The 26,619-nt window shown below is 65.5% G+C and carries 26 protein-coding genes and 1 riboswitch; of the genes, 12 read left to right on the plus strand and 14 right to left on the minus strand.

What is annotated here, in order from left to right:
- Positions 1-13: 13 nt before the first annotated feature.
- From NKJ81_RS03145 to cbiE, 6 genes are read right to left on the minus strand one after another with little or no spacing between them, the layout of a single operon-like run.
- A complete protein-coding gene (locus NKJ81_RS03145) occupies positions 14-775 on the minus strand; it encodes an adenosylcobinamide-GDP ribazoletransferase (protein WP_352539600.1) in 762 nt (253 codons plus the stop codon).
- Positions 772-2,085 (minus strand): cobyrinic acid a,c-diamide synthase CobB, encoded by a 1,314-nt coding sequence (locus tag NKJ81_RS03150; RefSeq protein ID WP_352539601.1) that lies wholly within the window; start codon positions 2,083-2,085, stop codon positions 772-774. The genes NKJ81_RS03145 and NKJ81_RS03150 overlap by 4 nt, the downstream gene beginning before the upstream one ends.
- Positions 2,082-2,888 carry a uroporphyrinogen-III C-methyltransferase gene (gene cobA, locus NKJ81_RS03155; protein ID WP_352539602.1) on the minus strand — a complete coding sequence of 269 codons (807 nt, stop codon included), beginning with the start codon at positions 2,886-2,888 and terminating at the stop codon, positions 2,082-2,084. Before cobA ends, NKJ81_RS03150 begins: the two co-directional genes overlap by 4 nt.
- Positions 2,885-3,649, minus strand: a complete 765-nt coding sequence (cobM, locus tag NKJ81_RS03160) for a precorrin-4 C(11)-methyltransferase (protein WP_352539603.1) — start codon at positions 3,647-3,649, stop codon at positions 2,885-2,887. The genes cobA and cobM overlap by 4 nt, the downstream gene beginning before the upstream one ends.
- On the minus strand, positions 3,646-4,026 hold the full coding sequence (locus NKJ81_RS03165) for a cobalamin biosynthesis protein (RefSeq protein ID WP_352539604.1): 381 nt from the start codon (positions 4,024-4,026) through the stop codon (positions 3,646-3,648). Before NKJ81_RS03165 ends, cobM begins: the two co-directional genes overlap by 4 nt.
- Positions 4,023-5,264: a precorrin-6y C5,15-methyltransferase (decarboxylating) subunit CbiE gene (gene cbiE / locus NKJ81_RS03170; RefSeq protein WP_352539605.1), complete on the minus strand. Its 1,242-nt coding sequence runs from the start codon at positions 5,262-5,264 to the stop codon at positions 4,023-4,025. Before cbiE ends, NKJ81_RS03165 begins: the two co-directional genes overlap by 4 nt.
- Between cbiE and NKJ81_RS03175 the strand changes: the two genes are divergently transcribed.
- Positions 5,263-6,048, plus strand: a complete 786-nt coding sequence (locus NKJ81_RS03175; RefSeq protein WP_352539606.1) for a cobalt-precorrin-6A reductase — start codon at positions 5,263-5,265, stop codon at positions 6,046-6,048. The two genes, cbiE and NKJ81_RS03175, sit on opposite strands and share 2 nt — an antisense overlap.
- Here the strand turns inward: NKJ81_RS03175 and NKJ81_RS03180 are convergent.
- From NKJ81_RS03180 to NKJ81_RS03215, 8 genes are all read right to left on the minus strand, one after another.
- Positions 6,012-6,776: a precorrin-3B C(17)-methyltransferase gene (locus NKJ81_RS03180; protein WP_352539607.1), complete on the minus strand. Its 765-nt coding sequence runs from the start codon at positions 6,774-6,776 to the stop codon at positions 6,012-6,014. The genes NKJ81_RS03175 and NKJ81_RS03180 overlap by 37 nt on opposite strands.
- Positions 6,773-7,531 carry a precorrin-2 C(20)-methyltransferase gene (locus NKJ81_RS03185; RefSeq protein WP_352539608.1) on the minus strand — a complete coding sequence of 253 codons (759 nt, stop codon included), beginning with the start codon at positions 7,529-7,531 and terminating at the stop codon, positions 6,773-6,775. Before NKJ81_RS03185 ends, NKJ81_RS03180 begins: the two co-directional genes overlap by 4 nt.
- A complete protein-coding gene (locus tag NKJ81_RS03190) occupies positions 7,528-8,175 on the minus strand; it encodes a precorrin-8X methylmutase (protein WP_352539609.1) in 648 nt (215 codons plus the stop codon). The genes NKJ81_RS03185 and NKJ81_RS03190 overlap by 4 nt, the downstream gene beginning before the upstream one ends.
- Positions 8,172-9,641 carry a precorrin-3B synthase gene (gene cobG, locus NKJ81_RS03195; protein WP_352539610.1) on the minus strand — a complete coding sequence of 490 codons (1,470 nt, stop codon included), beginning with the start codon at positions 9,639-9,641 and terminating at the stop codon, positions 8,172-8,174. Before cobG ends, NKJ81_RS03190 begins: the two co-directional genes overlap by 4 nt.
- Positions 9,638-13,297 carry a cobaltochelatase subunit CobN gene (locus tag NKJ81_RS03200; RefSeq protein ID WP_352539611.1) on the minus strand — a complete coding sequence of 1,220 codons (3,660 nt, stop codon included), beginning with the start codon at positions 13,295-13,297 and terminating at the stop codon, positions 9,638-9,640. Before NKJ81_RS03200 ends, cobG begins: the two co-directional genes overlap by 4 nt.
- Before the next feature lie 18 nt (positions 13,298-13,315).
- On the minus strand, positions 13,316-14,356 hold the full coding sequence (gene cobW, locus NKJ81_RS03205) for a cobalamin biosynthesis protein CobW (RefSeq protein WP_352539612.1): 1,041 nt from the start codon (positions 14,354-14,356) through the stop codon (positions 13,316-13,318).
- Positions 14,353-14,787 carry a DUF1636 family protein gene (locus NKJ81_RS03210; protein WP_352539613.1) on the minus strand — a complete coding sequence of 145 codons (435 nt, stop codon included), beginning with the start codon at positions 14,785-14,787 and terminating at the stop codon, positions 14,353-14,355. Before NKJ81_RS03210 ends, cobW begins: the two co-directional genes overlap by 4 nt.
- Positions 14,788-14,825: 38 nt before the next feature.
- Positions 14,826-15,029: riboswitch (cobalamin riboswitch) on the minus strand.
- Positions 15,030-15,058: 29 nt separating this feature from the next.
- Positions 15,059-16,258 (minus strand): winged helix-turn-helix domain-containing protein, encoded by a 1,200-nt coding sequence (locus NKJ81_RS03215; RefSeq protein ID WP_352539614.1) that lies wholly within the window; start codon positions 16,256-16,258, stop codon positions 15,059-15,061.
- 335 nt (positions 16,259-16,593) lie between these two features.
- Between NKJ81_RS03215 and NKJ81_RS03220 the strand changes: the two genes are divergently transcribed.
- The 11 genes from NKJ81_RS03220 (at position 16,594) to nuoI (ending at position 26,550) form a co-directional block, all read left to right on the plus strand.
- Complete coding sequence (locus NKJ81_RS03220; RefSeq protein WP_023798850.1) at positions 16,594-16,959, plus strand: NADH-quinone oxidoreductase subunit A; 366 nt, start codon at positions 16,594-16,596, stop codon at positions 16,957-16,959.
- Positions 16,950-17,531 carry a NuoB/complex I 20 kDa subunit family protein gene (locus NKJ81_RS03225; RefSeq protein WP_023670824.1) on the plus strand — a complete coding sequence of 194 codons (582 nt, stop codon included), beginning with the start codon at positions 16,950-16,952 and terminating at the stop codon, positions 17,529-17,531. The genes NKJ81_RS03220 and NKJ81_RS03225 overlap by 10 nt, the downstream gene beginning before the upstream one ends.
- A gap of 5 nt (positions 17,532-17,536) precedes the next feature.
- Positions 17,537-18,139 carry an NADH-quinone oxidoreductase subunit C gene (locus NKJ81_RS03230; RefSeq protein ID WP_352539615.1) on the plus strand — a complete coding sequence of 201 codons (603 nt, stop codon included), beginning with the start codon at positions 17,537-17,539 and terminating at the stop codon, positions 18,137-18,139.
- Positions 18,140-19,330 carry an NADH-quinone oxidoreductase subunit D gene (locus NKJ81_RS03235; RefSeq protein ID WP_352539616.1) on the plus strand — a complete coding sequence of 397 codons (1,191 nt, stop codon included), beginning with the start codon at positions 18,140-18,142 and terminating at the stop codon, positions 19,328-19,330.
- Positions 19,327-19,707: a hypothetical protein gene (locus NKJ81_RS03240; RefSeq protein ID WP_352539617.1), complete on the plus strand. Its 381-nt coding sequence runs from the start codon at positions 19,327-19,329 to the stop codon at positions 19,705-19,707. Before NKJ81_RS03235 ends, NKJ81_RS03240 begins: the two co-directional genes overlap by 4 nt.
- Positions 19,708-20,769, plus strand: a complete 1,062-nt coding sequence (nuoE, locus tag NKJ81_RS03245; protein WP_352539618.1) for an NADH-quinone oxidoreductase subunit NuoE — start codon at positions 19,708-19,710, stop codon at positions 20,767-20,769.
- A gap of 10 nt (positions 20,770-20,779) precedes the next feature.
- A complete protein-coding gene (gene nuoF, locus NKJ81_RS03250) occupies positions 20,780-22,084 on the plus strand; it encodes an NADH-quinone oxidoreductase subunit NuoF (RefSeq protein WP_352539619.1) in 1,305 nt (434 codons plus the stop codon).
- Between the two features lie 77 nt (positions 22,085-22,161).
- A complete protein-coding gene (locus NKJ81_RS03255; RefSeq protein WP_352539620.1) occupies positions 22,162-22,857 on the plus strand; it encodes a helix-hairpin-helix domain-containing protein in 696 nt (231 codons plus the stop codon).
- 74 nt (positions 22,858-22,931) lie between these two features.
- Positions 22,932-25,013 (plus strand): NADH-quinone oxidoreductase subunit NuoG, encoded by a 2,082-nt coding sequence (gene nuoG / locus NKJ81_RS03260; RefSeq protein WP_023676624.1) that lies wholly within the window; start codon positions 22,932-22,934, stop codon positions 25,011-25,013.
- 2 nt (positions 25,014-25,015) lie between these two features.
- Positions 25,016-26,059 carry an NADH-quinone oxidoreductase subunit NuoH gene (nuoH, locus tag NKJ81_RS03265; protein ID WP_352450011.1) on the plus strand — a complete coding sequence of 348 codons (1,044 nt, stop codon included), beginning with the start codon at positions 25,016-25,018 and terminating at the stop codon, positions 26,057-26,059.
- A complete protein-coding gene (nuoI, locus tag NKJ81_RS03270; protein WP_023676622.1) occupies positions 26,059-26,550 on the plus strand; it encodes an NADH-quinone oxidoreductase subunit NuoI in 492 nt (163 codons plus the stop codon). The genes nuoH and nuoI overlap by 1 nt, the downstream gene beginning before the upstream one ends.
- The last annotated feature ends 69 nt before the right edge of the window (positions 26,551-26,619 follow it).

Raw genomic sequence — 26,619 nt, forward strand, 5'->3', positions numbered from 1 at the left:
CTCCGAAACAGAGTCAGGAAAGGGAAACGGAAGCGACGAGCAGGATTGCGATCTCGCCCAGCTGCTGCAGGGCACCGACGGTGTCACCGGTCTGGCCGCCGACCTGGTTCAGGCAAAGCGCCCGGAACGCGGCAAACAGAAACGCAAGCAGGACGAGCGCCAAGATGGCAGCGCCGACCCCAAGCGTTAGCAGCGCGATCGCACCGAGCGCGGCACCGACACCCGCGGTTTCGGCGGTGACTAAGCCTGCATCAGCCGAGAGGCCGTCGGCGCGGGCCGGCGGCAGCAGGTGCATGAAGGCGCCGAGCAGGCCGCGCGAGCCCGCATGCGCGGCAATGAGGGCCCAGAAGACATGGGCCGGGCCGGCGAATCCAGAGAGCACGCTCCAGCGGATCAGCAGCGAGATGCCGAGCGCGCAGGCGCCGTAGGCACCGATGCGGCTGTCGCGCATGATCTCGAGTTTGCCGTCGCGTGTCTTGCCGCCGCCAAAGCCGTCGGCGACATCCGAAAGCCCGTCTTCATGCAGGCAGCCGGTGGCGAGCAGGATCGCGGCAAGGGTCAATGCGGCAGCGGGAGCCGTGGCAAGGCCGAGCCTTGTGCCCACGGCGTAGACCAGCCCACCGACAACAGCGACGGCGAGGCCGGCAACGGGTGCAGCCCAGATCGCAGCGGCAAGGCTGCGGCCACGGAAGTCGGCTCGCGGCAGCGGCAGCCGGGTAAAGAAGACGAGGCAAAGCGCGATATCATCGAGAATTTGCTGTTGCGAGGCCTTCATCCGCCCCTCGCAATGGCATGGAAGAACGTGCCGCTGACATTGCCGCGCCGGTAGCCCGAGGCGCCGAGCGGATTTCCTTGACCGTCGGCGAGGTCGGCCAGCGGCTCGTCATTGCCGGTCGCAATCATCTGCGCGTAGTGGAATTCATGGCCGCGGATCAGCGTGCCTTGGCTGCCGAGCGGACAGCCGGACCGCAGCCGCGCCTCGCGGTAGCCGAGATTCATCTTGCGCTTGGCGAAGCTGGTCGAATGGCCGAGGAGGCCAAGCATCCGATGCGTCTCGCCCGACGCGTCCTCGAGCGCTTCGCCCAACACCATGAAGCCGCCGCACTCGCCGTGCACCGACCGCGTGGCGGCGAACCGCGCCGTGCCGGCCCTGAAATTCGCCGCGGCCGCGAGGCGGCCGGCATGAAGCTCGGGATAGCCGCCGGGCAGCCAGCAGACATCGCAATCGTCGCCTGGCGCCTCATCGGTGAGCGGCGAGAACGGAACGATCTCGGCGCCGGCCTTGCGCCAATGCGCGGCAACGTGCGGATAGAGGAAGGTGAAGGCGGCGTCCTCGGCCAATGCGATGCGCTGGCCGGGCGGCGGCAGCGCGTCGTCGAAATTGCCCGGCGCGGGCGTGAATGGCGCCGCCAGCGCCATGATGGCCTCGAGATCGAGCGAGCGCTCGACCATGTCGGCCAGCCGGTCGAGATGCGCCATCAGATTCTCATATTCGCCGGCCTGGACGAGGCCGAGATGGCGCTCGGGCAGGTTGAGCGAGGGATCGCGCAGGATGGCGCCGACGACAGGCAGGCCAAGTGCCTCGATGGCATCGCCGCATAGCCGGCGGTGGCGCTCGCTGCCCAGCCGGTTGAGCACGACCCCGGCCATGCGCACATCGGGGTCATAAATAGCAAAGCCCTTGGCGACGGCCGCCGCCGTGGTCGACTGTCCGGAGACGTCGAGCACCAGCAGCACCGGCAGGCCATAGAGCCGGGCGAGATCGGCGGCCGAGCCGGAACGGCCCGGAGCAGCAGGGATCCCGTCGAACAGGCCCATGGCGCTTTCGAGGAAGATGAAGTCGGCGTCCTCGGTCGCTTCGCCGGCCAGTGCGTTGAGCAGGGCGGGCGGCATTGCCCAACTGTCGAGATTGATGCCGGACAACCCGGTGGCGGCGGTGTGGAAGCCGGGATCGATATAGTCCGGGCCGGATTTGGCGCCGCGCACTTTCAGGCCGCGCCGGGCGAGGGCGCGTAGAATGCCGATGGTGACGCTGGTCTTGCCCGAGCCCGAGCGCGGCGCGCCGATGATGATGGCGCGGGTCATGGCTCACCCGCCAGTGCCGCGCGCATCCCGACGATCCCGCCGACGACGATCAGCGCCGGCGAGGTCAAGCCGGCTGCGGCCGTTTCCTCGGCAATCGTCGCGAGCGTGGCGACGACGATACGCTCCTGCGGCGTCGTCGCGGCAACGATGGCCGCGGCGGGCGTCGAAGATGGCAGGCCGCCCTCGAGCAGCGAAGCGGCGATCAGCGGCAGGTTGGCCATACCCATATAGATGACCACCGGCTGGCCGGTGCGAGCGATTGCCGCCCAGTCGAGATCATCATCGGTGCCGGCGGCATGGCCGGTCGCCAGGATCAGCGCCTTGTTGATGCCGCGCATGGTGCCGGGAATGCCGGTCGCGGCCAGCGCGCTGAGGCCGGACGTCAGGCCAGGCAGGATGCGGAACGGGATAGTTTCCCCGGCCAGCGCCAGCGCCTCTTCGCCGCCACGCCCGAAAATATAGGGGTCGCCGCCCTTCAGCCTGACGACGCGCCGGCCCGCGCGCGCCAGCCGGACCAGCAGAGCGGTTATGTCGTCCTGCTTCATCGACGGCTTGCCGCCGCGTTTGCCGGCATAGAACAGTTCCGCGCCCTCGGCGACGGCGACGACCGCGGGCGAGACCAGCGCGTCATAAACCAGCGCGTCGCACTGTCCGAGGGCGGCCAGCACTTCCAGCGTCAGGCAGCCGGGATCGCCAGGGCCGGCACCGGCTAGCCAGACGTGACCGGGCTCCAGCTGGCGCGGCTTGAAGTTCAGCCGGGTGAGCGCCTGCTCGACCGTAGTGTTTCTATTGCTGCCGCTCACAATCCGTCCCGTCCGCGAAAGCGCCGCTGGTAATGCGCGTCATACAGTGAACTTTCGCCAAAGCCTTCGGCCGCCAGCGAGCGGCCGACGAAGATGATTGCCGTGCGTTCCATCGGATCGGCGGCCAATTGCGCCTCGATGGTGGCCAGCGTGCCGGTCAGCACGCGCTCGTCCGGCCAGGAGGCACGGAAGACGACCGCGACCGGGCAGTCGGCGCCGCAATGCGGCGTCAGCTCGGCGACGACGCGGTCGATGGCGTGGATGGCAAGGTGGATGGCCAGCGTGGCGCCGGTGCGGCCGAAGCCGGCCAGCGTTTCGCCGGGCGGCATTTTCGAGGCGCGGCCGGAGATTCGGGTCAACACCAGGCTTTGCGCGACTTCTGGAATGGTCAGCTCGCGGCGCAGCGCTGCCGCCGCAGCGGCGAATGACGGCACGCCCGGCGTCAGCGTGTAGGGAATGCCGTGCTTTTCCAACCGGCGGATCTGCTCGGCAACGGCGCTCCACACCGAAAGATCGCCGGAATGCAGGCGGGCGACATCATTGCCGGCCGCGTGGGCGGCCAGATATTCGGCCTCGATCTCGTCGAGCGACATCGGCGCGGTGTCGATCAACCTCGTTCCGGGCGCGCAGTGCTGCAACAGCTCGGGCGCGACGATCGATCCGGCATAGAGGCAGACGGGACAACTGCCGAGCAGGCGGCTGCCGCGCAAGGTGATGAGGTCGGCAGCACCCGGGCCGGCACCGATGAAGTGAACGGTCATGCCGCCTCTCCGCTGATGGCGATGGCGCAAGTGACAGCACCGAGCACGGTGCGCGGCCCGAGCAGTTTTGCGCCTTTGCCGGCGGCGGCAAGCGCCGAGGCTTCGGAAACTGACGGCGTGCCGGCATGCTCCTGCGATAGGTCGGAACGGCTGGTCGTAGATGCGGCTTTGAGTTCGTCCTGCCCGACAACGATTACCGGAAGGCGGAGTTCGCGTCCGGCGTCGAAGATTGCCGCCTCATCCTGCTTGAGAGACGCGGTCGCGAGGGCCGAAAGCGCGGGCAGGGCAAGCCCGTGCGCCTCCAGCGCGGTTTCTACCGCGGCAAGCACGTCCGTTGCGCTGACGCCTTTGCGGCTGCCGATGCCCGCGACCATCATGGCTTGACCCAACTCCATTGAGTGACCGGCATAGCCGGCCGCCAGGCCTGCATCGAACCAACCGGCGAAGCACGGGATACAGCGATGCGGGCGAGCTGGCCGCCGTGCGCGGCGTGACGGGAAAGCAGCAGCGCCTCCATCTCCAGGGTCACCGCATTGGCGACGAGGCGGCCGCCGGCAGGCAAGGCATCGATGGCTCCTTCCAGCACGCCGGCATCGCTGCCGCCGCCGCCGATGAAGATCGCCGCGGGCGTCTCCAGCCCGGCAAGAGCTTGCGGTGCCGAACCTTCGACGACGGTGAGACTGGGAACGCCGCAAGCCGCGGCGTTGCGTCGGATGCGCGCGGCGCGGGTCGGATCGGCCTCAACGGCAATGGCGCGCATGGAGGGATGCGCCAGCATCCATTCGATGCCAATGGAGCCCGATCCGGCGCCGATGTCCCACAGCAGTTCGCCGCGTCTTGGCGCGAGAGCGGACAGGGTGATGGCGCGCACTTCGCGTTTGGTGATCTGGCCGTTATGCTCGAACAAATGATCGGCAAGTCCCGGTGTCAGCGGCAGGATGCGTGCTTGCGAAGTCGATTCAACTTCGATCGCGAGCACGTTGAGCGGGTTGATCTTTTCGAGGTCGAAAGTGCCGGCGCTCGCCGAGCGCAGGCTTTCGTTCGGCCCACCCAGCGCCTCCAGCACCATCAACCGCGAAGCGCCGAAGCCAAGTTCGGTCATGAGACGGGCAATCGCTCCCGGTGCATCGCTGTCCGAGGTCAGCGCGAGAATGCGGGTGCAAGGATGCAGCGACGGCCGGATCAGGTCGAGCGAGCGGCCATGCAGCGAAATGGTCTCGACGTCCTGCAGCGCCCAGCCCAGGCGTGAGGCGGCCAGCGAAAAGGCCGAGGGCGCGGGGATCACCCGCATACCCTCTGCCGCGACCTTGCGGGCGAGGGTGACGCCGACACCGTGGTAGAGGGGATCGCCGGAGGCCAGCACGCAGACGCGTCTGCCGGAGAGCGCCAGCACGTCGCGCATCTCGGCATCGAAAGGTGTCGGCCAGGCGCGCGCTTCACCTTTGGCGAGCGACGCGACGAGGGCAAGGTGGCGCTTGCCGCCGAAGACGAATTCGGCCTCCGCGATCAACCGCTTGGCCTCGTCGCCGAGACCCGCTACACCGTCCTCGCCGATGCCGATGATCGTGAGCCACTTTGAGGTGAGCTTGGCGCCGCGCGGAGCTTCAGCAGGCATGACGACCCACCGCATTCTGATCCTCGGCGGAACCACGGAAGCCCGGCAAATGGCCGGAAAGCTGGCCGCGCGCGCGGATATTTCGGTCATGCTGTCGCTGGCCGGCCGCACCGAAAACCCGGCCGCGCAGGGGGTGCCGGTGCGGGTCGGCGGCTTCGGCGGTGCCGGCGGGCTGGCGGCGTATCTCCGCCAGAACAAGATCGACCTGCTGATCGACGCCACGCATCCCTATGCGGCGCGAATCTCTGCCAATGCGGCGGAAGCAGCGCGCATGACCGGCGTGCCTATCGTTGCGCTCAGGCGTCCCGGATGGGAGGCGGTCGAAGGTGATCGCTGGATGTTGGTCGACACCGTTGCCAGCGCGGTGACGGCTCTGGGATCGGTGCCGCGCCGCGTGTTCCTGGCGCTCGGGCGACAGGAGGTCGCTGCCTTCAAGGCCGGTCCCCAGCATCATTATCTCATCCGCAGTGTCGACCCGGTCGAGCCCAGGCTCGCTGTGCCCGATGCGACCTATCTCTTGGCGCGCGGGCCGTTTCGGGAAGTCGACGAACATGCACTGCTTCTGCAACACCACATCGAAGTCGTTGTTTCCAAAAACAGCGGCGGCGAGGCGACCTACGGCAAGATCGCGGCGGCGCGAGCGCTGGGAATCGAGGTGGTGATGATCCGCAGGCCGGCGCTGCCGGACGTCACGTCGGCTGAGACCGTCGAATCTCTTGCCGCGATGGTCGATCATTTTCTGGTCGGTCATGTTCTTGGGCCCGCTGCCGAACGCGGCGTGTAGACCAGCGCGGCCTTGTCACCCCGCTTGATGATTCTGGTTTCCGGCGAGCCGATGATGATGCAGGTCGACATGTCGGCCTTCGCGGCATCGGCGTCGGCCAGCAGAAAAACCTCGATGCGCTCGTCGGGACGGCCGGCGGCACGGCCGAAGATCACCGGCGTGGTGCCGGGCAGGATCGCAGCAAGGCATTCGAAGGCGCGGCCTAGCTGCCATGGGCGCGCCTTGCTGATCGGGTTGTAGAGCGCGATTACGAAGCCGGCGCCGGCTGCCGCCAGCAGGCGTAGCTCGATCAGGTCCCACGGCTTCAGATTGTCGGACAGGGAGATGGCGCAGAAATCATGGCCGAGCGGCGCGCCGATGCGGGCGGCGACGGCGAGCATGGCGGTGATACCGGGCACGATGGCGATGTCGACCGCGCGCCATTCGGGTGGGCCCGCCTCTATCGCCTCGCAGACGGCCGCGGCCATGGCGAAGACGCCGGGATCGCCGCCCGACACGACGGCGACATCGTGGCCTTCCACAGCCTTCAGCAGCGCGTCCCTGGAGCGCGCGAGTTCCTCGCGATTGTCGGAAGCGACGCGAATCTGGTCGGGGCGCAGATCGAGCCGGTCGAGATAGGGTTTATAGCCGTAGAAGAATTTTGCCTCGGCAACGGCGCGGCTTGCCTCCGGCGTCACCTGGTCGGCGTTGCCGGGCCCGAGGCCGATGACAGTGAGGCGGCCGCTCATGCTTCGGCTTTCAATGCGCTTGGTCGGCCCGACCAGCCGGCCACCAGCACGATGGCGAAATAAGGCGCCTGGTCGTCCTTTTTATCGGCCAGCCGCATCGAGACGCCGCCCGGCATGGTGCCGCGCTCGACATAGATGGCCCGCGCCAGCTTGTCGGTGGCCTCCAGCGCGCGCCTGATCTTGGGCAGGTTGCGGCCGACCTTCATGATCACCGCAGCGTCGGTATCGGCGAGGCGACGCGTCAGCTCGAATTCGCTCATGGTGCCCGGCAGCACCGTCAGCACGTCGTCGCCCTGGACGATCGGCAGGCCGGTCGCCGACCAGCAGCCGGACATGGCGGTGACGCCGGGAATGACTTCGCTCGGAAAGCGGTGCGCCAGCCGGACATGAAGATGCATGTAGGAGCCGTAGAAAAGCGGATCGCCCTCCGAGAGCACCGCGACCATCCTGCCGGCGCTGAGGTGCTCGGCGACCTTTTCGGCCGACTCTTCGTAGAAATCCGATATCTGCGAGCGGTAATCGCTGTGATCCTTGTCGATCTCGGTCGTCACCGGATAGAACAGCGGCAGTTCAATCAAATCGGGGCGAAAATGCGCGCCGACGATGGCCCGCGCGTTGCTGTTGTTGCCGCGCTTGGCGAAATGCGCAACGACTTCGGCCTCGGCCAACGCGCGCACTGCCTTCAGCGTCAAAAGTTCCGGGTCGCCAGGACCGGTGCCAACGCCGACCAGCCGACCTCTTGCGATCGCATTCATAGGCCCGGCCTCGCCAAAGCGTTGAGCGCGGCGGCGGTCATGGCGCTGCCGCCCAGCCGGCCGCGCACGATGGCGTAAGGCACGCCATAGGAATTTTCGGCCAGCGCATCCTTCGATTCGGCGGCGCCGACAAACCCGACCGGCATGCCGATGATCGCCGCCGGCTTCGGGGCGCCGTCGCGCAGCTTTTCCAGCAGATAGAAAAGGGCTGTCGGCGCATTGCCGATGGCGACGACCGAACGGGCCATGCGCTCGCCCCACAGGTAGATCGCCGCGGCCGAGCGGGTATTGCCGATCTTTTTCGCGATGTCGGCTGTCCGTGGATCGCGCAGCGTACAGATCACCTCGTTGCCGGCCGGAAGCCGGGCGCGCGTGACGCCATGCGAGACCATCTGCGCGTCGCAGAAGATCGGCGCGCCGGCCCCCAACGCCGTGCGCGCGGCGGCGACGAAATCGCTCGAGAAAACGAAGTGTCGCGCAGCCTCGACCTGGCCGCAGGCGTGGATCATGCGGATGGCGATTTCGGCCTCGGCTTCGGAAAAGCGCGACAGGTCGGCTTCGGCGCGGATAATGGCGAAGGAGCGCTCGTAGATCGCCGTGCCGTCACGGATGTAGTCGTAGGCGTTCTGGGCGGGCATGCTCATTCCTGTCGATAGATTTCGGTGATGCCGGCCGCGCCGAGCCTCGCCAGGCAGGCGGCAGCGGTTTCGCCGGGATGTCGTGCGCTGCGGATCACCGCTGCAACGCGGCCGATGCCGTGCGCGGCGTCGTAGCCCGGCCTGTATCCGGCGGGCAATGCCTTTGCCGTCCCGTCCACGACAAGTCCGGCTCCGTTTTCGCCACCGACCAGGGTCAGCGCCGCCGGACCAGGATGGGCGCAACCCTTGGCGCAGCCGGAGATGTGCAGCGTTAAGGAGTAATCGAGGATGTCGCGGTTTTCTGTAGCGATGATCTCGGCGATGTCGCGGGTGGCGATCCGGCCCGAGGCACAGGCGGGAGCACCCGGGCAGGCGGCGATCCTGGTGCGCGGATCGGCTGCGTCGGTGACAAAGCCGAGGGCTGCGGCGGTTTTCTGGAGGGAAAGACATGCGGCTGGGGAGAGGCCAAGCCAAAGCAGCGCGCGACCCGGCGCCAGGCGGATTTCGGTAGTGCCGAGGGTGAGGGCGTGTTCGGTGAGATCGATAAGCTTTTGCGCTGGTATGCTGCCGAACGGCAGGCCGATGCCGAGGGAGGTACTGCCGGCTGCCAGATCGAAAATTCCGATGGGCCGGCGATCCTTCGCGCCCCCCTCTGTCCTGCCGGACATCTCCCCCTCTAGGGGGGAGATGGCGCCTTCGTCTCCGCTTTCGCCAATCGCCGAAGGTGCTGGGGGGAAGCCGCCGGCGAAGCTGCCGATCTCCCCCCTAGAGGGGGAGATGTCCGGCAGGACAGAGGGGGGCGCGACGGATCGCCAACTTGCGAGAGATCTCAGCTGCCTCGCCGTCAAATCCCGTGCATGAGCATCGCGGCCCTTTTCGGCAACCATCCTGAGAATGGCGACGGCGATGTCACAAGCCGCATCTTCCTCGGATATCGCCAGCGGCGTAGCACCCTGCACGTCTCCGGCGAGCGATACCCACCACTTAATTCCGTCGGCGGCCCGCACCGCGACCAGCCTGACATCGGCCGTAACCGCATCCATTGTCAGCTGCCCGCCGCCGTCAACAATCACCGAAACCTTCGGGCCAAGGCGTTGCGTAACACCGGCGTCCTCAATTGCCGCCCGAATCAGCTCCGCCATCGGGCGCGGGTCGGCTATCTCCTCCTGGTCGAGCCCGGCCAGCGGGCCGGTCTCGACCGGCACGCCGGTGCGCACAGCGATGCCGAGCGCATCGACCTCCATCGCCAGCAGCCGCGCGCTTGCCGGCGTCAGGCCGCGGATCTGCAGGCTGCCGCGGGCGGTCACTTCCATGATGCCGTTGCCATGGCGCAAGGCGGATTCGCAGGCTCCGATCAACGACTTCGGCAACAGTCCTCCAGCGACCGGATTGAGCCGCACCAGCAGCCCGTCACCGGTTTGCATCGGCGCCGACAAAGCGGGGCAGGCGCCACGGAGCGAGAAAGCGTTCATGCCGCCACTCCCAGCGCTTGCGCTTCGGCAATCAGTGCGGCGAGATCGCCATCGATCGAATTGCGCAGCGGATGCCAGAGCCCGCGCCGCCGTGCCGACAGCAAACGCTCGGCGATCACCTTCGCCGCCGCCGGGTTCTCGCGCAGGATGAAGGCGCGCACCACGGGGTCGCCAAGATAGGCGTCGTGCACCGCCTCGATCAGCGTGCCCGATATGGCATGGGTAGTCTCGGCAAAGCCGACCAGCCGGTCGACCGTCTCGGCGAATTCCGAGGCGCCGCGCGGCCCGTGCCGCAGCTGGCCGGCGATGAAGCGCGGGTTGACCGCGCGGGCGCGAACTACCCGGGATACGGCCTCACTGATCGAGCGCGGCTTCGGCTTTTGCGGGTCCGTGGTGTCGAGCACGATCACGTCGGCGTTCTTGCCGAGCGCGGCAAGCGCTGCCGAAAAGCCGCCGATGAAGGCGACGTCGGCCGAGCCTTCGAGGATGTCGCGGCCGGGGTCGTCGCCGGTATGAACCAGAAGGTCGGCCTCGGCGAGGCGATCCTCGAACGCGCCGGGCGCCGAAATGCCTTTGCCCTCGGAGCCGCCATAGGCGTGCGAGGTGGCGGCGAGATAGGTGCGGCCGATCTCTTCGCGCGCGGCCCAGTCGCCGCTCGACAACAAGTCCTCGACGCCCGCGCCGTAAGTGCCCGGCGAGGTGCCGAAAATGCGCGGGCTGATCTTGCCGTCGATGCGGGCCCTGGCGGCGAGCGGGTTTTCCGAATCGTCCTCGTCGCGGGTCGCCACCGCGTTGGCCGCGGCGTCGATCAGCGCGATCTGGGTCGGGAACATGTCGCGGAACAGGCCCGATATGCGCCAGGTGACATCAATGCGCGGACGGCCGAGTGTTGCCGGCGGCAGCACATCTATGCCGGTGATGCGGCCGGTGGCGGAATCCCATTGCGGCCGGCAGCCCATCAGCGCCAGGCCTTGCGCGATCTCCTCACCGCCGGTGCGCAGCGAGGCCGAGCCCCAGAGGTCGATGACCAGCGAGCGCGGCCAGTCGCCATGCGATTGCATGTAGCTGCGGACGACTTCCTCCGCTGCCACCTTGCCCAGATCATAGGCGGTCGGCGTCGGCATGGTGCGCGGGTCGGCGGTAAACAAATTGCGGCCGGTGGGCAGCACATCGCTCCGGCCACGCGCCGGCGCACCGGCCGGACCGGCAGCGACGTGGCGGCCGTCGAGGGCGGCAAGCAGCGCGGTTTTTTCAGCTGCCGCGCTTTGCCGCCGCAACGGATCAGCCTCGCCTTCCGGCGAGCGGCCGTAAATGTGCAGGCCGTCCTTGATGGCGAAATCCTTGAGATCGCAGAGCCAGGCGTCGATGCGGCGCAGCGCTTCGTCGGGGACGTCGGTTTGGGCAACCCCGGCTTCCGAGGCGAGGCCGGTCTTTTCCGCCGTCTCGACGATCAGCTTCGCCAGGCGGTCGCGGCGGCGGCGGTCGAGCCCGTCGGCCTGGGCATATTCGTCAACCAGTCGTTCAAGCCGGTGCTGGTTTTCGTCCAGCCCGGCGCCGGTCAGCGGCGGCGGCAGATGGCCGAGCGTGACGGCGGCAATGCGCCGCTTGGCCTGCGCTGCCTCTCCCGGGTTGGAGACGATGAAGGGATAGATGACGGGCAGGGGACCGGTGACTATCTCGGGAAAGCAGTTTTCGCTGAGCGCCACGGTCTTGCCGGGCAGCCACTCCAGCGTGCCGTGGGCGCCGACATGGACAATTGCATGGATGCCGAGCGACTTGCGCAGCCAGAGCCCAAAGGCGACCAGCGCATGGCGCGGCGGCAGCGTCGGGTCGTGATAGTCGGCGCGGCGGTCGGCTGAGCGCCCGCGGTCAGGGGCGAGTGCCACGGTGACGTTGCCGAAGGTGGCTGTGCGGAAGGCGAATTGTTTTTCGCTGACCAGCAGCGAAGGTTGGCGTTCTGTCGCGCCCCCCTCTGTCCTGCCGGACATCTCCCCCTCAAGGGGGGAGATTGCGCTGTTGTCTCTACTTTCGCCAATTACCGAGGGCCTTAAGGGAGAGCCGGTGGCGGAACTGCTAATCTCCCCCCTTGAGGGGGAGATATCCGGCAGGACAGAGGGGGGTGCCTCGCACAAACCTGTCTCATCTTCTGGATTTCCCCATGCGGCTTCCACCGCAGCGATGGCCGACGGCGGCAATTCCGTCGAGAAGGTCAAATACTCCTTCAATGCCAGCCCATGGCCGCCCTTTTCCAGCGTCTCCAGCAACTCGCGCGGTGTTTGCGGAATGCTTTCAACGGCGTAGCCCTGTTCGCTGAGGTCGTGCAGCATTGCCAGGACGCTGGACGGCACGTCGAGACCAACCGCGTAGCCGGTGCGACCGGGGGCGCTCGGATAGTCGGGGATCAGGATGGCGAGCTTGCGCTCCGCACGCGGCGACCGCTGCAGGCGCACGAAGGCCTCGACACGGTTCGCCACTTGCGCCACGCGGTCGGGCTCAGGCCGGTTGGCGAAGGCGCGGAAGGCCAGCGCCGGGTCGGTTTCGCTTTCGCCCTTGAATGAAATGGCGCCGGCCAGGATGCGGCCGTCGAGCTCGGGCAGGACGACATGCATGGCAAGGTCGGCGGGCGCCAGGCCGCGCTGATTGGTTTGCCAGATGTCGCGGCGGGTGGTTGCGACGATGACCTGGAACACGGGCACGCCGGCGCGGTCGAACAGGGTTTCAACGCCGGGCTCGGCACCCGAGGCGAAAGCTGTGGCGGTGATGATGGCGGCAGGCTTCAGGGTTGCGAGCGCGGTTGCGACAAAGGCGAGCGACGCCGGGTCCTTGAGGCTGGAGACGAACATAGGCACGGGAGCCATGCCGCGGTGGCGCAGGGCTTCGAAAAGCGCGTCGATGGGCGCGACATCGGCCGCGAGCAGCATCGAACGGTAGAAGAGAATTGGCACGACGTCCCCCTCCCCCTCGAGGGGACCCGCAGGGCCGGGTGGGGTCGTCACGGCAGTGCTCGACGTTTTGTGCAGGCGCGCTTCGGAGAGGACCCCACCCCCGGCCTGCGGCCGGGCCCTCCCCTCGAGGGGGAGGGGGACACCGCGTTCTACGACCCCCAGTCCCGGCTCGTAAAATCCCGCCTTTGGCACGCTAACAGGTTCGGCTACCGCCGCACCCGATCCAGCGAGACTTGCCAGCCTCTGCACCAGCGCCGTCATATTTGCCGGCCCGCCCTCGCGGAAGTAGCCAAGCAGGGCGTCCAACTCCTCGCGCGGCAGCGTCGAGCCTTCGATCAGTCGCAAATCCTCGTCGTGGCTCTCGCCCGGTAGGAGCGCCAGCTTGATACCGCGATTTCGCGCGATAGCGGCGAGCTGGTCGCAGCCATAGCGCCACCAGTCATAGCCGCCGAGGATGCGGACCAGAATGACCTTGGCGTGGCGGGCGACACTGTCGATCCACAGGTCGACGGACATCGGATGGCGCAGGTCGCGCAAGGCGGCGAGCCGCATCGACGGCAGGCGGTGCGCATCTGCCTTCCACGCCGCCGCCAGCCCGGCCAGGTCGCTGTCGGTGAAGGACAGCGCCACGACATCCGCAGGCGTTTGCCTGAGATCGACAGGCTCGGCGAGATCGTCGAGCGAGGCGGATGTGGTGGTGAGGATGTGCATCGCGGCTCGTACCTGGGGTCAGCCGGCGAGGATACGCTCGATGGCCGGGCGGTTCAGCCCTTTCAGGCCGATGACGACGAGGCGCGAGCGGCGGTCGTCTTCAGCGGTCCAGGCGCGGTCGTAATAGTGGTTGACGCGCGGACCGACGGCCTGCAGCAGGAGCCGCATCGGCTTGCCGCCGACTTCGACGAAACCCTTGACGCGCAACACGTTTTCTTCCTCCGCCGCCGTGGCGACGCGTTGTGCGAGCTCGTTCGGGTTGGACACAGATGCGATGTCGATGACGAACGAGTCAAAATCGTCATGTTCGTGGTCGAGCTCGTCGTCGTGGTGGGTCTTGCGGTTCTCGATGTCGTCCTCGACGGCGAGGCCGAGGCCGAGCAGCACCGAAGGGTCGACCTTGCCTTGCGAAGTCGGTACGATCTTCACCGCCCGCGCAACGTGCTTGCCGATGACGGCATTGGCACGGGCCGAGCCGGCTGCGTCCATCAGGTCGCTCTTCGACAGGATGATCAGGTCGGCGCAGGCGAGCTGGTCTTCGAACACTTCCTCGACCGGATCGTCATGGTCGAGCGTCTCGTCCTGCGCCCGCTGCGCCTGCAGGGCGTCCATGTCGTTGGCTACGCGGCCATCAGCCAGCGCCGGTCCGTCGACCACGGCAATGACGCCGTCCACCGTCACGCGGCTTTTCACCGACGGCCACTGGAAGGCCTGGACCAGCGGCTTGGGCAAAGCGAGGCCGGATGTCTCGATCAGGATGTGGTCGACCCTCGGCGTCAGCGACAGGATCTGGTCCAGCGCCGGGACGAAATCATCGGCGACGGTGCAGCAGATGCAACCATTGGCCAGCTCGACGATGTTTTCCTCGGGGCAGGTGTCGATGCCGCAGCCCTTCAGGATCTCGCCGTCGATGCCGATGTCGCCGAACTCGTTGACGATGATGGCCAGGCGCTTGCCTTTGGCGTTTTCGAGCAAATGGCGGATCAACGTCGTCTTGCCGGCGCCGAGAAAGCCGGTGACCACGGTGCAGGGAACGCGCGAAAGGGAGGCAGCGGTCATGTCAGGTCCTTCAACAGGTCAAGGGGAGGGATGCGGGCAACCAGGCCGCGCTTCAGGCAATCGGGACGGCCGCGCCATGGAATGAGCCCATCCGTCGAGGTGGCGAACAGCTTTGCCCCGGTGACGAGATCGGCGCCGCTGGTCGTGGTCAGATCACCGAAGACGTAACTCCAGCAGCCGTCGCGCAGCATGGCCGCGCTGAGCCGGCGCTTGCAATTGCCGAGGCATTCGACGGCGCGGATTTTGATGTTTTCGCTGGAAGCAGCGCGGCGCGTGTCCTCTGCGAGCAGTTCGCCGGCGCGCGGATGAGCGTCCGAACCGGTCTCGTCACGGCAGGACGAGCAGACGATGACGGTAACGCCGGCCGGGGAATCACCATGGCCGGACAATAAATCCGCTGTCTCAGCCGGAAAACTGCTGTCGCGTTCCAAATCAGGCTCCTTGCCCGGAAAACCCGCCAGGCCATCGGATTCTTAGGTCCTAGACGGCAGGTCTCCTGGCTCGCGGGTCATCGCCTGGGTGCCGCCTTCCCGGGAATATCCCAGTGGTTTTCGGCCTTGGCTCGTCGCTTACAGTTGCGGGGACAGCCGCGGATTTGAAATCGAGATTTCGCACCGCATTCCCTCTTGGCCCCTGCCGTTGCGGGCAGGGGACCGTCTGGAACCGATTTAGGCTTGTGGAGGCAGTCGTGTCAACGCACGTCTATGGCGCGGCGATGTCCGCGAGCGGCCGGCCCAAATCGCCGGCAGCGGTCACCTCGATGCGCTCAAGCCCGAGCCAGCCCTGCATCTGCTTCAATTCCTCGAAGAGTTCGGCAGCGGTTTGTGGCGGGGCGCCGGGCTCCGCATAGGCGGCATGGACGCGCAATACGCCGGCCGGACGGTCGGCCCTGAGGTCGACGCGCCCGACGATGCTGTCGCCGAGCAGGAATGGCAGCACATAATAGCCATACCGGCGCTTTTCGGCCGGCGTGTAGATCTCGATGCGGTAGTGGAAGTCGAACAAGCGCTCGGTGCGCGACCGCTCGAAGACGACGGGATCGAACGGCGCGAGCAAGGCGCGCGCCTCGATCCTGCGCGGCAAACGGGCGTCGTTGTGGAGATAGGCTGTTTTGCTCCAGCCTTCGACGCTCACCGGCAACAGGTCGCCGGCCTCGACCAACTCCTCGATGCGGCCCTTGATGTCGGCGGGCGAGAGGCGGAAATAGTCGCGCAGGTCGCCTGCCGTGGCGATGCCGTGGGCGCGGGCCGAGATGCGCAGCAATTCGCGGTGAGCATCCTCGGGACAGGGAACCGGTAGCGCGAGTACCGCCGGCGGCAGCACGCGCTCCGGCAGATCGTAGAACCGCTCGAAGCCGCGGCGATGCGCCGTGGTGATGCGGCCGGCCCAGAACAGCCACTCGAAGGCATGCTTGGCATGGCTCCAGCCCCACCAGCCGCCCGAACCCTTCTGGCCTTCGAAAGCCGACGCCGCGATCGGGCCTCGTTCGGCGACCTCGCGATAGATGTCTTCGATATAGGCGGCGTGCTCGCGGCCCCATTTGGCCAGTCCGCTGTACATTTCGTCGCCGCGTTCGGCCCGCTGCATGCGCCAGCGCATCAGCGGATAGGTCTCGACCGGCAAGAACGAGGCTTCATGCGCCCAATACTCGAAGACCATGCGCTTGCGCGTGACGGCGGCGTTGTCGAGCAACGCCAGCTTGTAAGGGCCAAGCCGCGAATAAAGCGGCATATAGTGGGCGCGCACCACGGCGCTGACGGAATCGATCTGCAGCAGGCCGGTACGGGCAAGCACGCGGGCCAGATGCCGGCGGTCAGGCGTGCCGGTGGGGCGCGGGTCATTGAATCCCTGTGCCGCCAGCGCAATGCGGCGGGCCATGGCAAGCGAGATTTTTTCCTTCATGAAGGCGGCATCCGGACGATTTTGGACAGAGAAAATGACCTGCGATTCCGTGCCATGCTAGCAGGGTTTTGGCGGCATCCATGTCAGGAGAGAAAAGTGGAGTAAAAAGTGAAGGAAATCAAACAGGAGCGGATCGGACCAGTTTTCCCGGATATGCCGTCCAGCACCGCGATTTGAACAAGGTTTGACTTGCTTCGCCGAAAGCGCTGCGCTAACCCTCGCCGCGTTGCAGCATAGAGCCCCCTTAAAACGGTTCAGTGGTTAAACTGTCACGCTTCCGCAAGTGGGTCCGGTGCTGTAATCAGAGTGGATTGGCCGCAACGGAAAGCTGCAGAATGAACGCATTGTTGAGTTCGTACCTGCCCATCGTCCTGTTCATCGGCGTGGCGCTGGTCGTCGGACTGGCGCTGCTCGCCGCACCCTTCCTGGTGGCCTATCGCAACCCCGATCCGGAAAAGCTTTCGGCCTATGAGTGCGGCTTCAACTCGTTCGACGACGCCCGCATGAAATTCGACATCCGCTTCTACCTGGTGTCGATCCTGTTCATCATCTTCGATCTGGAGGTGGCCTTCCTGTTTCCGTGGGCGGTGTCGTTCAGTCAGATCGGCATGCTCGGTTTCTGGTCGATGATGGTGTTTTTGGCGGTGCTGACCATCGGCTTTGCCTATGAATGGAAAAAAGGAGCGCTGGAATGGGATTGAACGACAGTTCCGGTACGCTCGTCGCGCCGAAGCCCAAGGGCCTCATCGACCCCAACACCGGCAGGCCGGTCGGGTCCGACGATCCATTCTTCCTGGAGATCAACAACGAGCTCGCCGACAAGGGCTTTCTCGTCACCTCGACCGAGGCGCTGATCACCTGGGCGCGCAGCGGCTCGCTGATGTTCATGACCTTTGGCCTCGCCTGCTGCGCCGTCGAGATGATCCATACTTCGATGCCGCGCTATGACTCGGAGAGGTTCGGTGTCGCGCCGCGCGCGTCCCCGCGCCAGTCCGACATCATGATCGTCGCCGGCACGCTGACCAACAAGATGGCGCCGGCGCTGCGCAAGGTCTACGATCAGATGCCGGAGCCGCGCTACGTCATCTCGATGGGCTCCTGCGCCAATGGCGGCGGCTATTATCATTATTCCTATTCGGTGGTGCGCGGCTGCGACCGCATCGTGCCGGTCGACATCTACGTGCCCGGCTGCCCGCCGAGCGCCGAAGCGCTGCTTTACGGCATCCTTCTGCTGCAGAAGAAGATCCGCCGCACCGGCACGATCGAGCGGTGAGCGGCATGACCCAGGCGTTGAATGACCTCTCGACCTATCTCGGCGAGAAGCTGATCGGCCGGATCGGCGCGGCGGTGTTCGCCTATGGCGAACTCACCATCTCGGTCGAGCCGCGCGACCTGATCGAGGTGGTGACCTTCCTGCGCGACGACCCGAAATGCCAGTTCATTTCGATCATTGACGTTTGCGGCGCCGATTATCCGTCGCGGGCAAAGCGCTTCGATGTGGTCTATCATCTGCTGTCGCCGAGGCAGAATATCCGCGTCCGCATAAAGGTCCAAGCCGACGAAGAGACGCTGGTGCCGTCGATCACCGGGATTTATCCCGGCGCCGACTGGTTCGAGCGCGAGACCTACGATCTTTACGGCGTGCTGTTTTCAGGCCATCCGGATCTGCGGCGGATTTTGACCGATTACGGCTTTGAAGGCCATCCGCTGCGCAAGGACTTTCCGCTGACCGGCTTCGTCGAGGTGCGTTACGACGACGAAGCCAAGCGCGTCATCTACGAGCCGGTGGAGCTCAAGCAGGAATTCCGCAATTTCGATTTTCTGTCTCCGTGGGAAGGTACGGATTACGTCCTTCCAGGCGACGAAAAGGCAAAGCAGTAAATGGCTGAAACCTCCGTTCGCAACTTCAACATCAATTTTGGCCCGCAACATCCAGCGGCGCACGGCGTTTTGCGCCTGGTGCTGGAGCTTGACGGCGAAGTCGTCGATCGCGTCGATCCGCATATCGGGCTGTTGCATCGCGGCACGGAAAAGCTGATCGAGGCCAAGACTTATCTGCAGGCCGTGCCCTATCTCGACCGGCTCGATTATTGCGCGCCGATGAACCAGGAGCACGCCTTTGCGCTCGCCGCCGAGCGGTTGCTCGGCATCGAGGTGCCGAAGCGGGGCCAGTTGATCCGAGTTCTCTATTCGGAAATCGGCCGCATCATGTCGCATATCCTCAACGTGACGACGCAGGCGATGGATGTCGGCGCGCTGACGCCGCCGCTGTGGGGCTTCGTCGAACGCGAAAAGCTGATGGTGTTCTATGAGCGTGCCAGCGGCTCGCGCATGCATGCCGCCTATTTCCGCCCCGGCGGCGTCCACCAGGACCTGCCGCAGAAGCTGATCGAGGACATCGGCAGCTGGATCGACCCGTTCCTGAAATCGGTCGACGACCTCGACTCACTCTTGACCGGCAACCGCATCTTCAAGCAGCGCAATGTCGACATCGCGACGGTGTCTCTGGCCGACGCCTGGGCCTGGGGTTTTTCCGGCGTCATGGTGCGCGGCTCGGGCGCGCCGTGGGACCTGCGCAAATCGCAGCCCTACGAATGCTATGCCGAGATGGATTTCGACATTCCGATCGGCAAGAACGGTGACTGTTTCGACCGTTATCTGGTGCGCATGGAAGAGATGCGACAGTCGGCCAAGATCATGCGCCAATGCGTCGACTTGTTGCTCGGCAAGGAAGGCAGCGGACCGGTGTCTAACCTCGACGGCAAGGTGGTGCCGCCGAAGCGCGCGGCGATGAAGCGCTCGATGGAAGCGCTGATCCATCACTTCAAACTCTATACCGAAGGCTACCGCGTGCCGGCCGGCGAGGTCTATGCGGCCGTCGAGGCGCCGAAAGGCGAGTTCGGCGTCTATCTCGTCTCCGACGGCACCAACAAACCCTATCGCTGCAAGCTGCGCGCGCCCGGCTTTGCGCATCTGCAAGCCATGGACTTTTTGTGCCGCGGCCACATGTTGGCCGACGTCACCGCTGTGCTTGGCTCCCTCGATATCGTCTTCGGGGAGGTGGATCGGTGAAGATGCGGAGCGCCCTGCATGTTGCTGCCGGTTTTGCTGCCGGAGTGGCAGGCATGGGTGCCGTTGCCGCCTGGGGCAGCTCGGCGGAAGCCTATTGGGTGTCCTGCCGCCTTGAGGGCGTGAAGACAGATGTCATGTGCAGGGTAACCACGACGGGCCGACTTTGGGATCTGGATTCCGGTTGGTATCTTTATGCCGATACGGCATATCCGGATTGGAATGTGGCCCTTGGCGCGGATTGCTCGGATCGGTATCGCGAATATCGCGACTATGTCGACACTACCCGGGGAAAGATCGGAAACGATGAGAGTACCGCGGTCTTGGCCAGGTCCGACCCTCGTTTTTATTTCGACTGCTACAACAGAGTTAAAAGCTAAATGTCAGTCCGCCGTCTCGCAGAAGCCAGCCTCCAGCCAGCCTCCTTCGCCTTCAATCGGGCGAATGCGGCGGCGGCGAAGCAGTGGATCAAGAAATATCCGAAGGGGCGCGAGCAATCCGCGATTATCCCCTTGCTCATGCTGGCGCAGGAGCAGGAAGGCTGGGTGACCAAGGCGGCGATCGAGACGATCTCCGACATGCTCGACATGCCCTATATCCGTGGGCTGGAAGTCGCCACCTTCTATACGCAGTACCAGCTCAATCCGGTCGGTACCCGCGCGCATATCCAGGTCTGCGGCACCACGCCCTGCATGCTGCGCGGCTCGGAAGCGCTGATGGATGTGTGCCGCTCGAAGATCCATCACGACCAGTTCCACACCAACGACAAGGGCACGCTGTCGTGGGAGGAGGTCGAGTGCCTCGGCGCCTGCGTCAACGCACCGATGGTGATGATATTCAAGGACACCTATGAGGATTTGACGCCGGAGCGGCTTGCCGAGATCATCGACCTCTATGACGCCGGCAAAGGTGCTTCGGTGACGCCAGGACCGCAAAACGGCCGCATCACCTCTGAGCCGGCCAGTGGCCTGACGACCCTCAAGAGCGAAAAGGCGATCCTCAAGGCGACCCGCGACCGGGAAACCAGGGCGGCGACCAAGGCGGCCAAGTATGCAGAGCCGGCGGCTGCCGCCGCAGCATCAGTTCCGCCAGCTGCTCCTGCCGCGCCGGCGCCGGTTGCGCCCTCGAATGCCAGCAAGCCGAAGACCGACGCGGTCGAGACCAACCCGGCGCTGAAATCGCCGTCGGCGACGAAAGTCGCGCCCGCGGCGGAAAGGGCGGCGAGCGTCGCAGCGCCTCTGCATTCGGCCGCCAATGCCAACAAGGCCGAACCGCAGGTCGAGGACGTCTCGAAACAGCGCAAGGGCCCCAAGAACAAGGCCGAGCCGGCGTCTGCTTTCAAAGCGCCGGAGGCCAAGGTCAAACCGGCGAAGGCTGCCGCCAAGGCGGCCAAGCCGTCGCCCGGAAACAAGAGCCGGCCGACCGGCAAGAAGCCGGTCTGAGGAACGAGCAATGCTTCAGGACAGAGACCGCATCTTCAACAACATCTACGGCCGCTTCGACAAGTCGCTGGCCGGCGCCATGGCGCGCGGCGCCTGGGACAACACGCCCGGCATCGTTGCCAAGGGGCGCGAGTGGATCGTCAACGAGATGAAGGCATCGGGCCTGCGCGGCCGCGGCGGCGCCGGTTTCCCGACCGGGCTCAAATGGTCGTTCATGCCCAAGCAAAGCGACGGCCGGCCGAGCTATCTCGTCGTCAATGCCGACGAATCCGAGCCCGGCACCTGCAAGGACCGCGACATACTGCGCCATGACCCGCACACGCTGGTCGAAGGCTGCCTGCTTGCCGGCTTCGCCATGGGCGCGGTCGCCGCCTACATCTATGTGCGCGGCGAGTTCATCCGCGAGCGCGAGGCGCTGCAACGCGCCATAGACGAGGCCTATGCGGCCAAGCTGATCGGCAAGAACAATACCTCCGGCTACGATTTCGACATCTACATGCACCATGGCGCCGGCGCCTATATCTGCGGCGAGGAAACGGCGCTGCTCGAAAGCCTCGAGGGCAAGAAGGGCCAGCCGCGGCTGAAGCCGCCATTTCCGGCCAATGTCGGCCTCTATGGCTGCCCGACGACGGTCAACAATGTCGAGTCCATCGCTGTCGCGCCGACCATCCTGCGCCGCGGTGCCGCCTGGTTCTCGTCCTTCGGCCGGCCCAACAATGTCGGCACCAAGCTGTTTTGCATCTCCGGCCACGTTAACAATCCGTGCACCGTCGAAGAGGCGATGTCGATCCCGTTCCGCGAACTGATCGATACGCATTGCGGCGGCATCCGCGGCGGCTGGGACAATCTGCTGGCGGTCATTCCGGGCGGCGCCTCGGTGCCGCTGGTGCCGGCCGAGCAGATCATCGACGCGCCGATGGATTTCGACGCGCTGCGCGACCTGAAATCGGGCCTCGGCACGGCGGCTGTCATCGTCATGGACAAATCGACCGATATCGTGAAAGCGATCGCGCGGCTGTCCTATTTCTACAAGCACGAGAGCTGCGGCCAGTGCACGCCCTGCCGTGAGGGCACCGGCTGGATGTGGCGGGTGATGGAACGGCTGGTGCGCGGTGAGGCGCAGAAGCGCGAGATCGACATGCTGCTCGACGTGACGAAGCAGGTCGAGGGCCACACGATCTGTGCGCTGGGCGATGCGGCAGCATGGCCGATCCAGGGCCTGATGCGGCATTTCCGCGGTGAGGTGGAGCGGCGCATCGACGAGTTTTCGCGCAACGCACACCGTGCCGAACCGGTGCTGGCGGCGGCGGAATAGAAGAATTCAAAATGCGGACGAATGTCCGACACGAGGAAACGAGCGCGGGGCAGACGGAAACGACCAGGAGACCACCTATGTCGCTGTTTTCGACACCCGACGATTTTACGCCCGATATGGACCCGTTGCTGAAGATGAACCAGGATCTGACCAGGATGATGCCGAAGGAGATGGCCAATGCCGTCAATCTCCTGGCGCATCCTGTCGCGGGCGCGGCGGCGATGACGGCACTCGGCATCGGCCTTGCCAACCACGCCTTTGGTATCTGGATGGGCGTGCTTTCAGGCGCGGCCGAGACCTCGCAGCGGCTTTGGCAGCCGGTCGCCGAGGATTTCGAGGCGCGAACGGAACGCGTTTCCGCGACCGGCAAAAGCTCCTCGACCAAGGCACGCGCGGCGACCAAAACCCTGATTGCCGAGGCGCAGTCCTTCGCCAACGATGTGACCGACATTGCGACGAGCACCGCTGCGCGGAGCTTGGCGAATGCCAGCACCGTTGCAGCGGATGCGTCGGCCGGACTGATGCCGGAGGATTTCAAGCAGCCCAAGCCGATGGATCGGCCCGCCGAGCCCGCCGACCTCAAGGCGATATCGGGCATCGGGCCGAAACTGGAAAAGGTGCTGAACGGCCTTGGCATCTGGACATACGCCCAGATCGCCGCGTGGACGCCGCAAGAGATCGCCTGGGTCGAAGATTACCTGTCGTTGAAGGGCCGCATCGGCCGTGACGGCTGGATCGGTCAGGCGGCCGCGTTGGCCGGGGCCAAAAAGTGAATTCAATATCGTGCGCGGTTTCGGCTGCGCCCGGAAGGAAAGATTGCGGAACGTCCGCAGGGGTTTGAGGCGAAATGGCAAAGCTCAAGGTCGACGGGAAAGAGATCACTGTACCCGACCATTACACGCTGCTGCAGGCGGCCGAGGACGCCGGCGCGGAAGTGCCGCGCTTCTGCTTCCATGAGCGGCTGTCGATCGCCGGCAATTGCCGCATGTGCCTGATCGAAGTAAAGGGCGGCCCGCCCAAGCCGCAGGCGTCCTGCGCCATGGGCGTGCGCGACCTGCGCCCCGGTCCGAATGGCGAGCCGCCGGAAATCTTCACCAACACGCCGATGGTCAAGAAGGCGCGCGAAGGCGTGATGGAATTCCTGCTGATCAACCATCCGCTGGACTGCCCGATCTGCGACCAGGGCGGCGAGTGCGACCTGCAGGACCAGGCGATGGCGTTCGGAGTCGATTCCTCGCGCTACCATGAGAACAAGCGGGCGGTCGAAGACAAGTATATCGGGCCGCTCGTCAAGACGATCATGAACCGCTGCATCCATTGCACGCGCTGCGTCCGCTTCACCACCGAGATTGCGGGCATATCCGAGCTCGGCCTGATCGGCCGCGGCGAGGATGCCGAGATCACCACCTATCTCGAAAGCGCGATGACTTCGGAACTGCAAGGCAATGTCATCGACCTTTGCCCGGTCGGTGCGCTGACCTCCAAACCCTACGCCTTCCAGGCACGGCCGTGGGAACTGACCAAGACCGAATCCATCGACGTGATGGACGCCGTCGGCTCGGCGATCCGCGTCGATAGCCGGGGCCGCGAAGTGATGCGCATCCTGCCGCGTACCAACGAGGCGGTGAACGAGGAATGGATTTCCGACAAGACCCGCTTCATCTGGGACGGTTTGCGCACGCAGCGCCTCGACCGCCCCTATGTGCGCAAGGACGGCAGACTGGCCCCGGCAAGCTGGGCCGAGGCTTTTGCCGCGATCAAGGAAGCGGTGTCGAATGCGGCACCCGAAAAGATCGGTGCCATTGCCGGCGATCTTGCCGCCGTCGAGGAGATCTACGCGCTGAAGCTTCTGATGGCTTCGCTCGGCTCAAAGAACACCGACTGCCGCCAGGACGGCGCCGCACTCGATCCGTCGCTCGGCCGGGCGAGCTATGTGTTCAACCCGACCATCGAAGGCATCGAACAGGCCGATGCGGTGCTGATCATCGGCGCCAATCCGCGCTTCGAGGCATCCTTGCTCAACGCCCGCATCCGCAAGCGCTGGCGGGCCGGCAATCTGCCGGTCGGCGTCATCGGCGATGTCGGCGATACGCGCTATGATTACGAGCAGCTCGGCGCCGGGCCGGAATCGCTGAAGGATCTGGCCGACGGCAACGGCAAGTTCTTCCAACTGCTGAAGAAGGCGACGCATCCGCTGATCATCGTCGGACAGGGTGCGCTGGCGCGTCCGGACGGGGCGGCCGTGCTCGGCCAGGCGGCGAAGCTCGCCGTCGCCGTCAACGCCGCCAGGGCCGATTGGAACGGCTTTGCCGTGCTACACACCGCGGCGGCGCGCGTCGGCGGCCTCGATGTCGGCTTCGTGCCGGGCGAGGGCGGCAGGAACGTCGCCGGCATGCTCGGCGAGACCGACGTGCTGTTCCTGCTCGGCGCCGACGAAATCGACATGGCCAAGACCGGCGGCGCGTTCGTCGTCTATATCGGCACGCATGGCGACAAGGGCGCGCATCGCGCCAACGTCATCCTGCCGGGGGCCGCCTATACCGAGAAGTCGGGCACCTTCGTCAACACCGAGGGGCGCGTGCAGCAGACCAACCGTGCCGGCTTCGCGCCCGGCGAGGCACGCGAGGACTGGGCGATCCTTCGGGCACTGTCGGATGTGCTTGGCAAGAAGCTGCCGTTCGATTCGCTGCCGCAGCTGCGCGCTAAGCTCTATGCGGAATACCCGCATCTTGCCCGCATCGACCATGTCGCGGCCGGCGACCCGGCCGACATCGCCAGGGTTGCCAAGCTCGGCGGGCGGCTGAACAAGGGCACCTTCACCTCGCCGGTCAAGGATTTCTACCTGACCAACCCGATCGCGCGGGCTTCCGCGGTGATGGCCGAGTGCTCGGCTTTGGCGAAGAACGGCTTCAGGCAGGCGGCGGAGTAGACATGGACACCTTCTTCTCCTTCTACGTGCTGCCGGCGCTGCTGATCCTTTTGAAGTCGGTCGTGCTGATCGTCGTTCTGTTGATCTTCGTCGCCTATGTGCTTTACGCCGACCGCAAGATCTGGGCGGCGGTGCAATTGCGCCGCGGACCGAACGTCGTCGGCCCGTGGGGCACGCTGCAGGCCTTCGCCGATCTGCTGAAATTCGTCTTCAAGGAGCCGGTGATCCCGTCCGGCGCCAACAAGGGCGTTTTCCTGCTGGCGCCCTTGGTGTCGGCGGTGCTGGCGATCTCTGCCTGGGCGGTCATACCGGTCAATGAAGGCTGGGCGATCGCCAACGTCAATGTCGGCATCCTCTATGTCTTCGCCATCTCCTCGCTCGAGGTCTATGGCGTCATCATGGGCGGCTGGGCGTCCAATTCGAAATACCCGTTCCTCGGCGCGCTGCGCTCGGCGGCGCAGATGGTGTCCTACGAAGTCTCCATCGGTTTCGTCATCGTGACCGTGCTGCTTTGCGTCGGCTCGCTCAACCTGTCCGACATCGTCTTGTCGCAGCAGGACGGGCTGGGCACGCGGCTCGGCCTGCCCAACACCTTCCTCGACTGGCATTGGCTGTCGCTGTTCCCGATGTTCATCGTCTTCTTCATCTCGGCGTTGGCCGAGACCAACCGGCCGCCCTTCGACCTTGTGGAAGCCGAATCGGAACTTGTCGCCGGCCATATGGTCGAATATTCCTCGACGCCGTTCCTGTTGTTCTTCCTCGGCGAATATGTCGCCGTCGTCCTGATGTGCGCGCTGGCCACCATCCTGTTCCTTGGCGGCTGGCTGCCGCCCTTCAACTTCGCGCCGTTCACCTGGGTGCCGGGGCTGATCTGGTTCGTGCTCAAGGTCTGCCTGGTGTTCTTCATGTTCTCCATGGTGAAGGCGTTCGTGCCGCGCTACCGCTACGACCAGCTGATGCGGCTCGGCTGGAAGGTGTTCCTGCCGATCTCGCTGTTCATGGTGGTCGCCACCGCCGCCTTCCTCAAACTCACGGGGTTTGCGTGATGTCAGCATTATCCCAGGCCGCCAAGTCACTGCTTTTGCAGGATTTCGTCAGCGCTTTCTTCCTGTCGATGCGCCAGTTCTTCGCGCCGAAGGAGACGATCAACTATCCGCATGAGAAGGGGCCGGTCAGCCCGCGCTTCCGCGGCGAGCATGCGCTGCGCCGCTATCCGAACGGCGAGGAACGCTGCATCGCCTGCAAATTGTGCGAGGCGATCTGCCCGGCGCAGGCCATCACCATCGAGGCCGGCCCGCGCCGCAATGACGGCACGCGGCGCACCGTGCGCTACGACATCGATATGGTGAAATGCATTTATTGCGGCTTCTGCCAGGAAGCCTGCCCGGTCGACGCCATCGTCGAGGGGCCGAATTTCGAGTTCGCGACGGAGACGCGCGAGGAACTTTATTACGACAAGGACAGGCTCCTGGCCAATGGCGACCGCTGGGAGCGTGAACTGGCGCGCAACATCTCGCTGGATGCGCCTTACCGCTGATATTTGACGCATGGACGGGGCGAGGGGCCTCGTTTAAGGAACACGCAACTTGCCGACCGGAGGCGGTGG

Source organism: Mesorhizobium sp. M0018 (assembly GCF_040323955.1).
Lineage (GTDB): Bacteria > Pseudomonadota > Alphaproteobacteria > Rhizobiales > Rhizobiaceae > Mesorhizobium.

What these genes read in the sequence shown, in the direction of transcription:
- NKJ81_RS03145 (WP_352539600.1), bottom strand. Translation starts at nt 775, where the DNA reads ATGAAGGCCTCGCAACAGCAAATTCTCGATGATATCGCGCTTTGCCTC.
- NKJ81_RS03150 (WP_352539601.1), bottom strand. Translation starts at nt 2,085, where the DNA reads ATGACCCGCGCCATCATCATCGGCGCGCCGCGCTCGGGCTCGGGCAAG.
- cobM (WP_352539603.1), bottom strand. Translation starts at nt 3,649, where the DNA reads ATGACCGTTCACTTCATCGGTGCCGGCCCGGGTGCTGCCGACCTCATC.
- NKJ81_RS03165 (WP_352539604.1), bottom strand. Translation starts at nt 4,026, where the DNA reads ATGATGGTCGCGGGCATCGGCAGCCGCAAAGGCGTCAGCGCAACGGAC.
- NKJ81_RS03175 (WP_352539606.1), top strand. Translation starts at nt 5,263, where the DNA reads ATGACGACCCACCGCATTCTGATCCTCGGCGGAACCACGGAAGCCCGG.
- cbiE (WP_352539605.1), bottom strand. Translation starts at nt 5,264, where the DNA reads ATGCCTGCTGAAGCTCCGCGCGGCGCCAAGCTCACCTCAAAGTGGCTC.
- NKJ81_RS03180 (WP_352539607.1), bottom strand. Translation starts at nt 6,776, where the DNA reads ATGAGCGGCCGCCTCACTGTCATCGGCCTCGGGCCCGGCAACGCCGAC.
- NKJ81_RS03185 (WP_352539608.1), bottom strand. Translation starts at nt 7,531, where the DNA reads ATGAATGCGATCGCAAGAGGTCGGCTGGTCGGCGTTGGCACCGGTCCT.
- NKJ81_RS03190 (WP_352539609.1), bottom strand. Translation starts at nt 8,175, where the DNA reads ATGAGCATGCCCGCCCAGAACGCCTACGACTACATCCGTGACGGCACG.
- cobG (WP_352539610.1), bottom strand. Translation starts at nt 9,641, where the DNA reads ATGAACGCTTTCTCGCTCCGTGGCGCCTGCCCCGCTTTGTCGGCGCCG.
- NKJ81_RS03200 (WP_352539611.1), bottom strand. Translation starts at nt 13,297, where the DNA reads ATGCACATCCTCACCACCACATCCGCCTCGCTCGACGATCTCGCCGAG.
- cobW (WP_352539612.1), bottom strand. Translation starts at nt 14,356, where the DNA reads ATGACCGCTGCCTCCCTTTCGCGCGTTCCCTGCACCGTGGTCACCGGC.
- NKJ81_RS03215 (WP_352539614.1), bottom strand. Translation starts at nt 16,258, where the DNA reads ATGAAGGAAAAAATCTCGCTTGCCATGGCCCGCCGCATTGCGCTGGCG.
- NKJ81_RS03220 (WP_023798850.1), top strand. Translation starts at nt 16,594, where the DNA reads ATGAACGCATTGTTGAGTTCGTACCTGCCCATCGTCCTGTTCATCGGC.
- NKJ81_RS03225 (WP_023670824.1), top strand. Translation starts at nt 16,950, where the DNA reads ATGGGATTGAACGACAGTTCCGGTACGCTCGTCGCGCCGAAGCCCAAG.
- NKJ81_RS03230 (WP_352539615.1), top strand. Translation starts at nt 17,537, where the DNA reads ATGACCCAGGCGTTGAATGACCTCTCGACCTATCTCGGCGAGAAGCTG.
- NKJ81_RS03235 (WP_352539616.1), top strand. Translation starts at nt 18,140, where the DNA reads ATGGCTGAAACCTCCGTTCGCAACTTCAACATCAATTTTGGCCCGCAA.
- nuoE (WP_352539618.1), top strand. Translation starts at nt 19,708, where the DNA reads ATGTCAGTCCGCCGTCTCGCAGAAGCCAGCCTCCAGCCAGCCTCCTTC.
- nuoF (WP_352539619.1), top strand. Translation starts at nt 20,780, where the DNA reads ATGCTTCAGGACAGAGACCGCATCTTCAACAACATCTACGGCCGCTTC.
- NKJ81_RS03255 (WP_352539620.1), top strand. Translation starts at nt 22,162, where the DNA reads ATGTCGCTGTTTTCGACACCCGACGATTTTACGCCCGATATGGACCCG.
- nuoG (WP_023676624.1), top strand. Translation starts at nt 22,932, where the DNA reads ATGGCAAAGCTCAAGGTCGACGGGAAAGAGATCACTGTACCCGACCAT.
- nuoH (WP_352450011.1), top strand. Translation starts at nt 25,016, where the DNA reads ATGGACACCTTCTTCTCCTTCTACGTGCTGCCGGCGCTGCTGATCCTT.
- nuoI (WP_023676622.1), top strand. Translation starts at nt 26,059, where the DNA reads ATGTCAGCATTATCCCAGGCCGCCAAGTCACTGCTTTTGCAGGATTTC.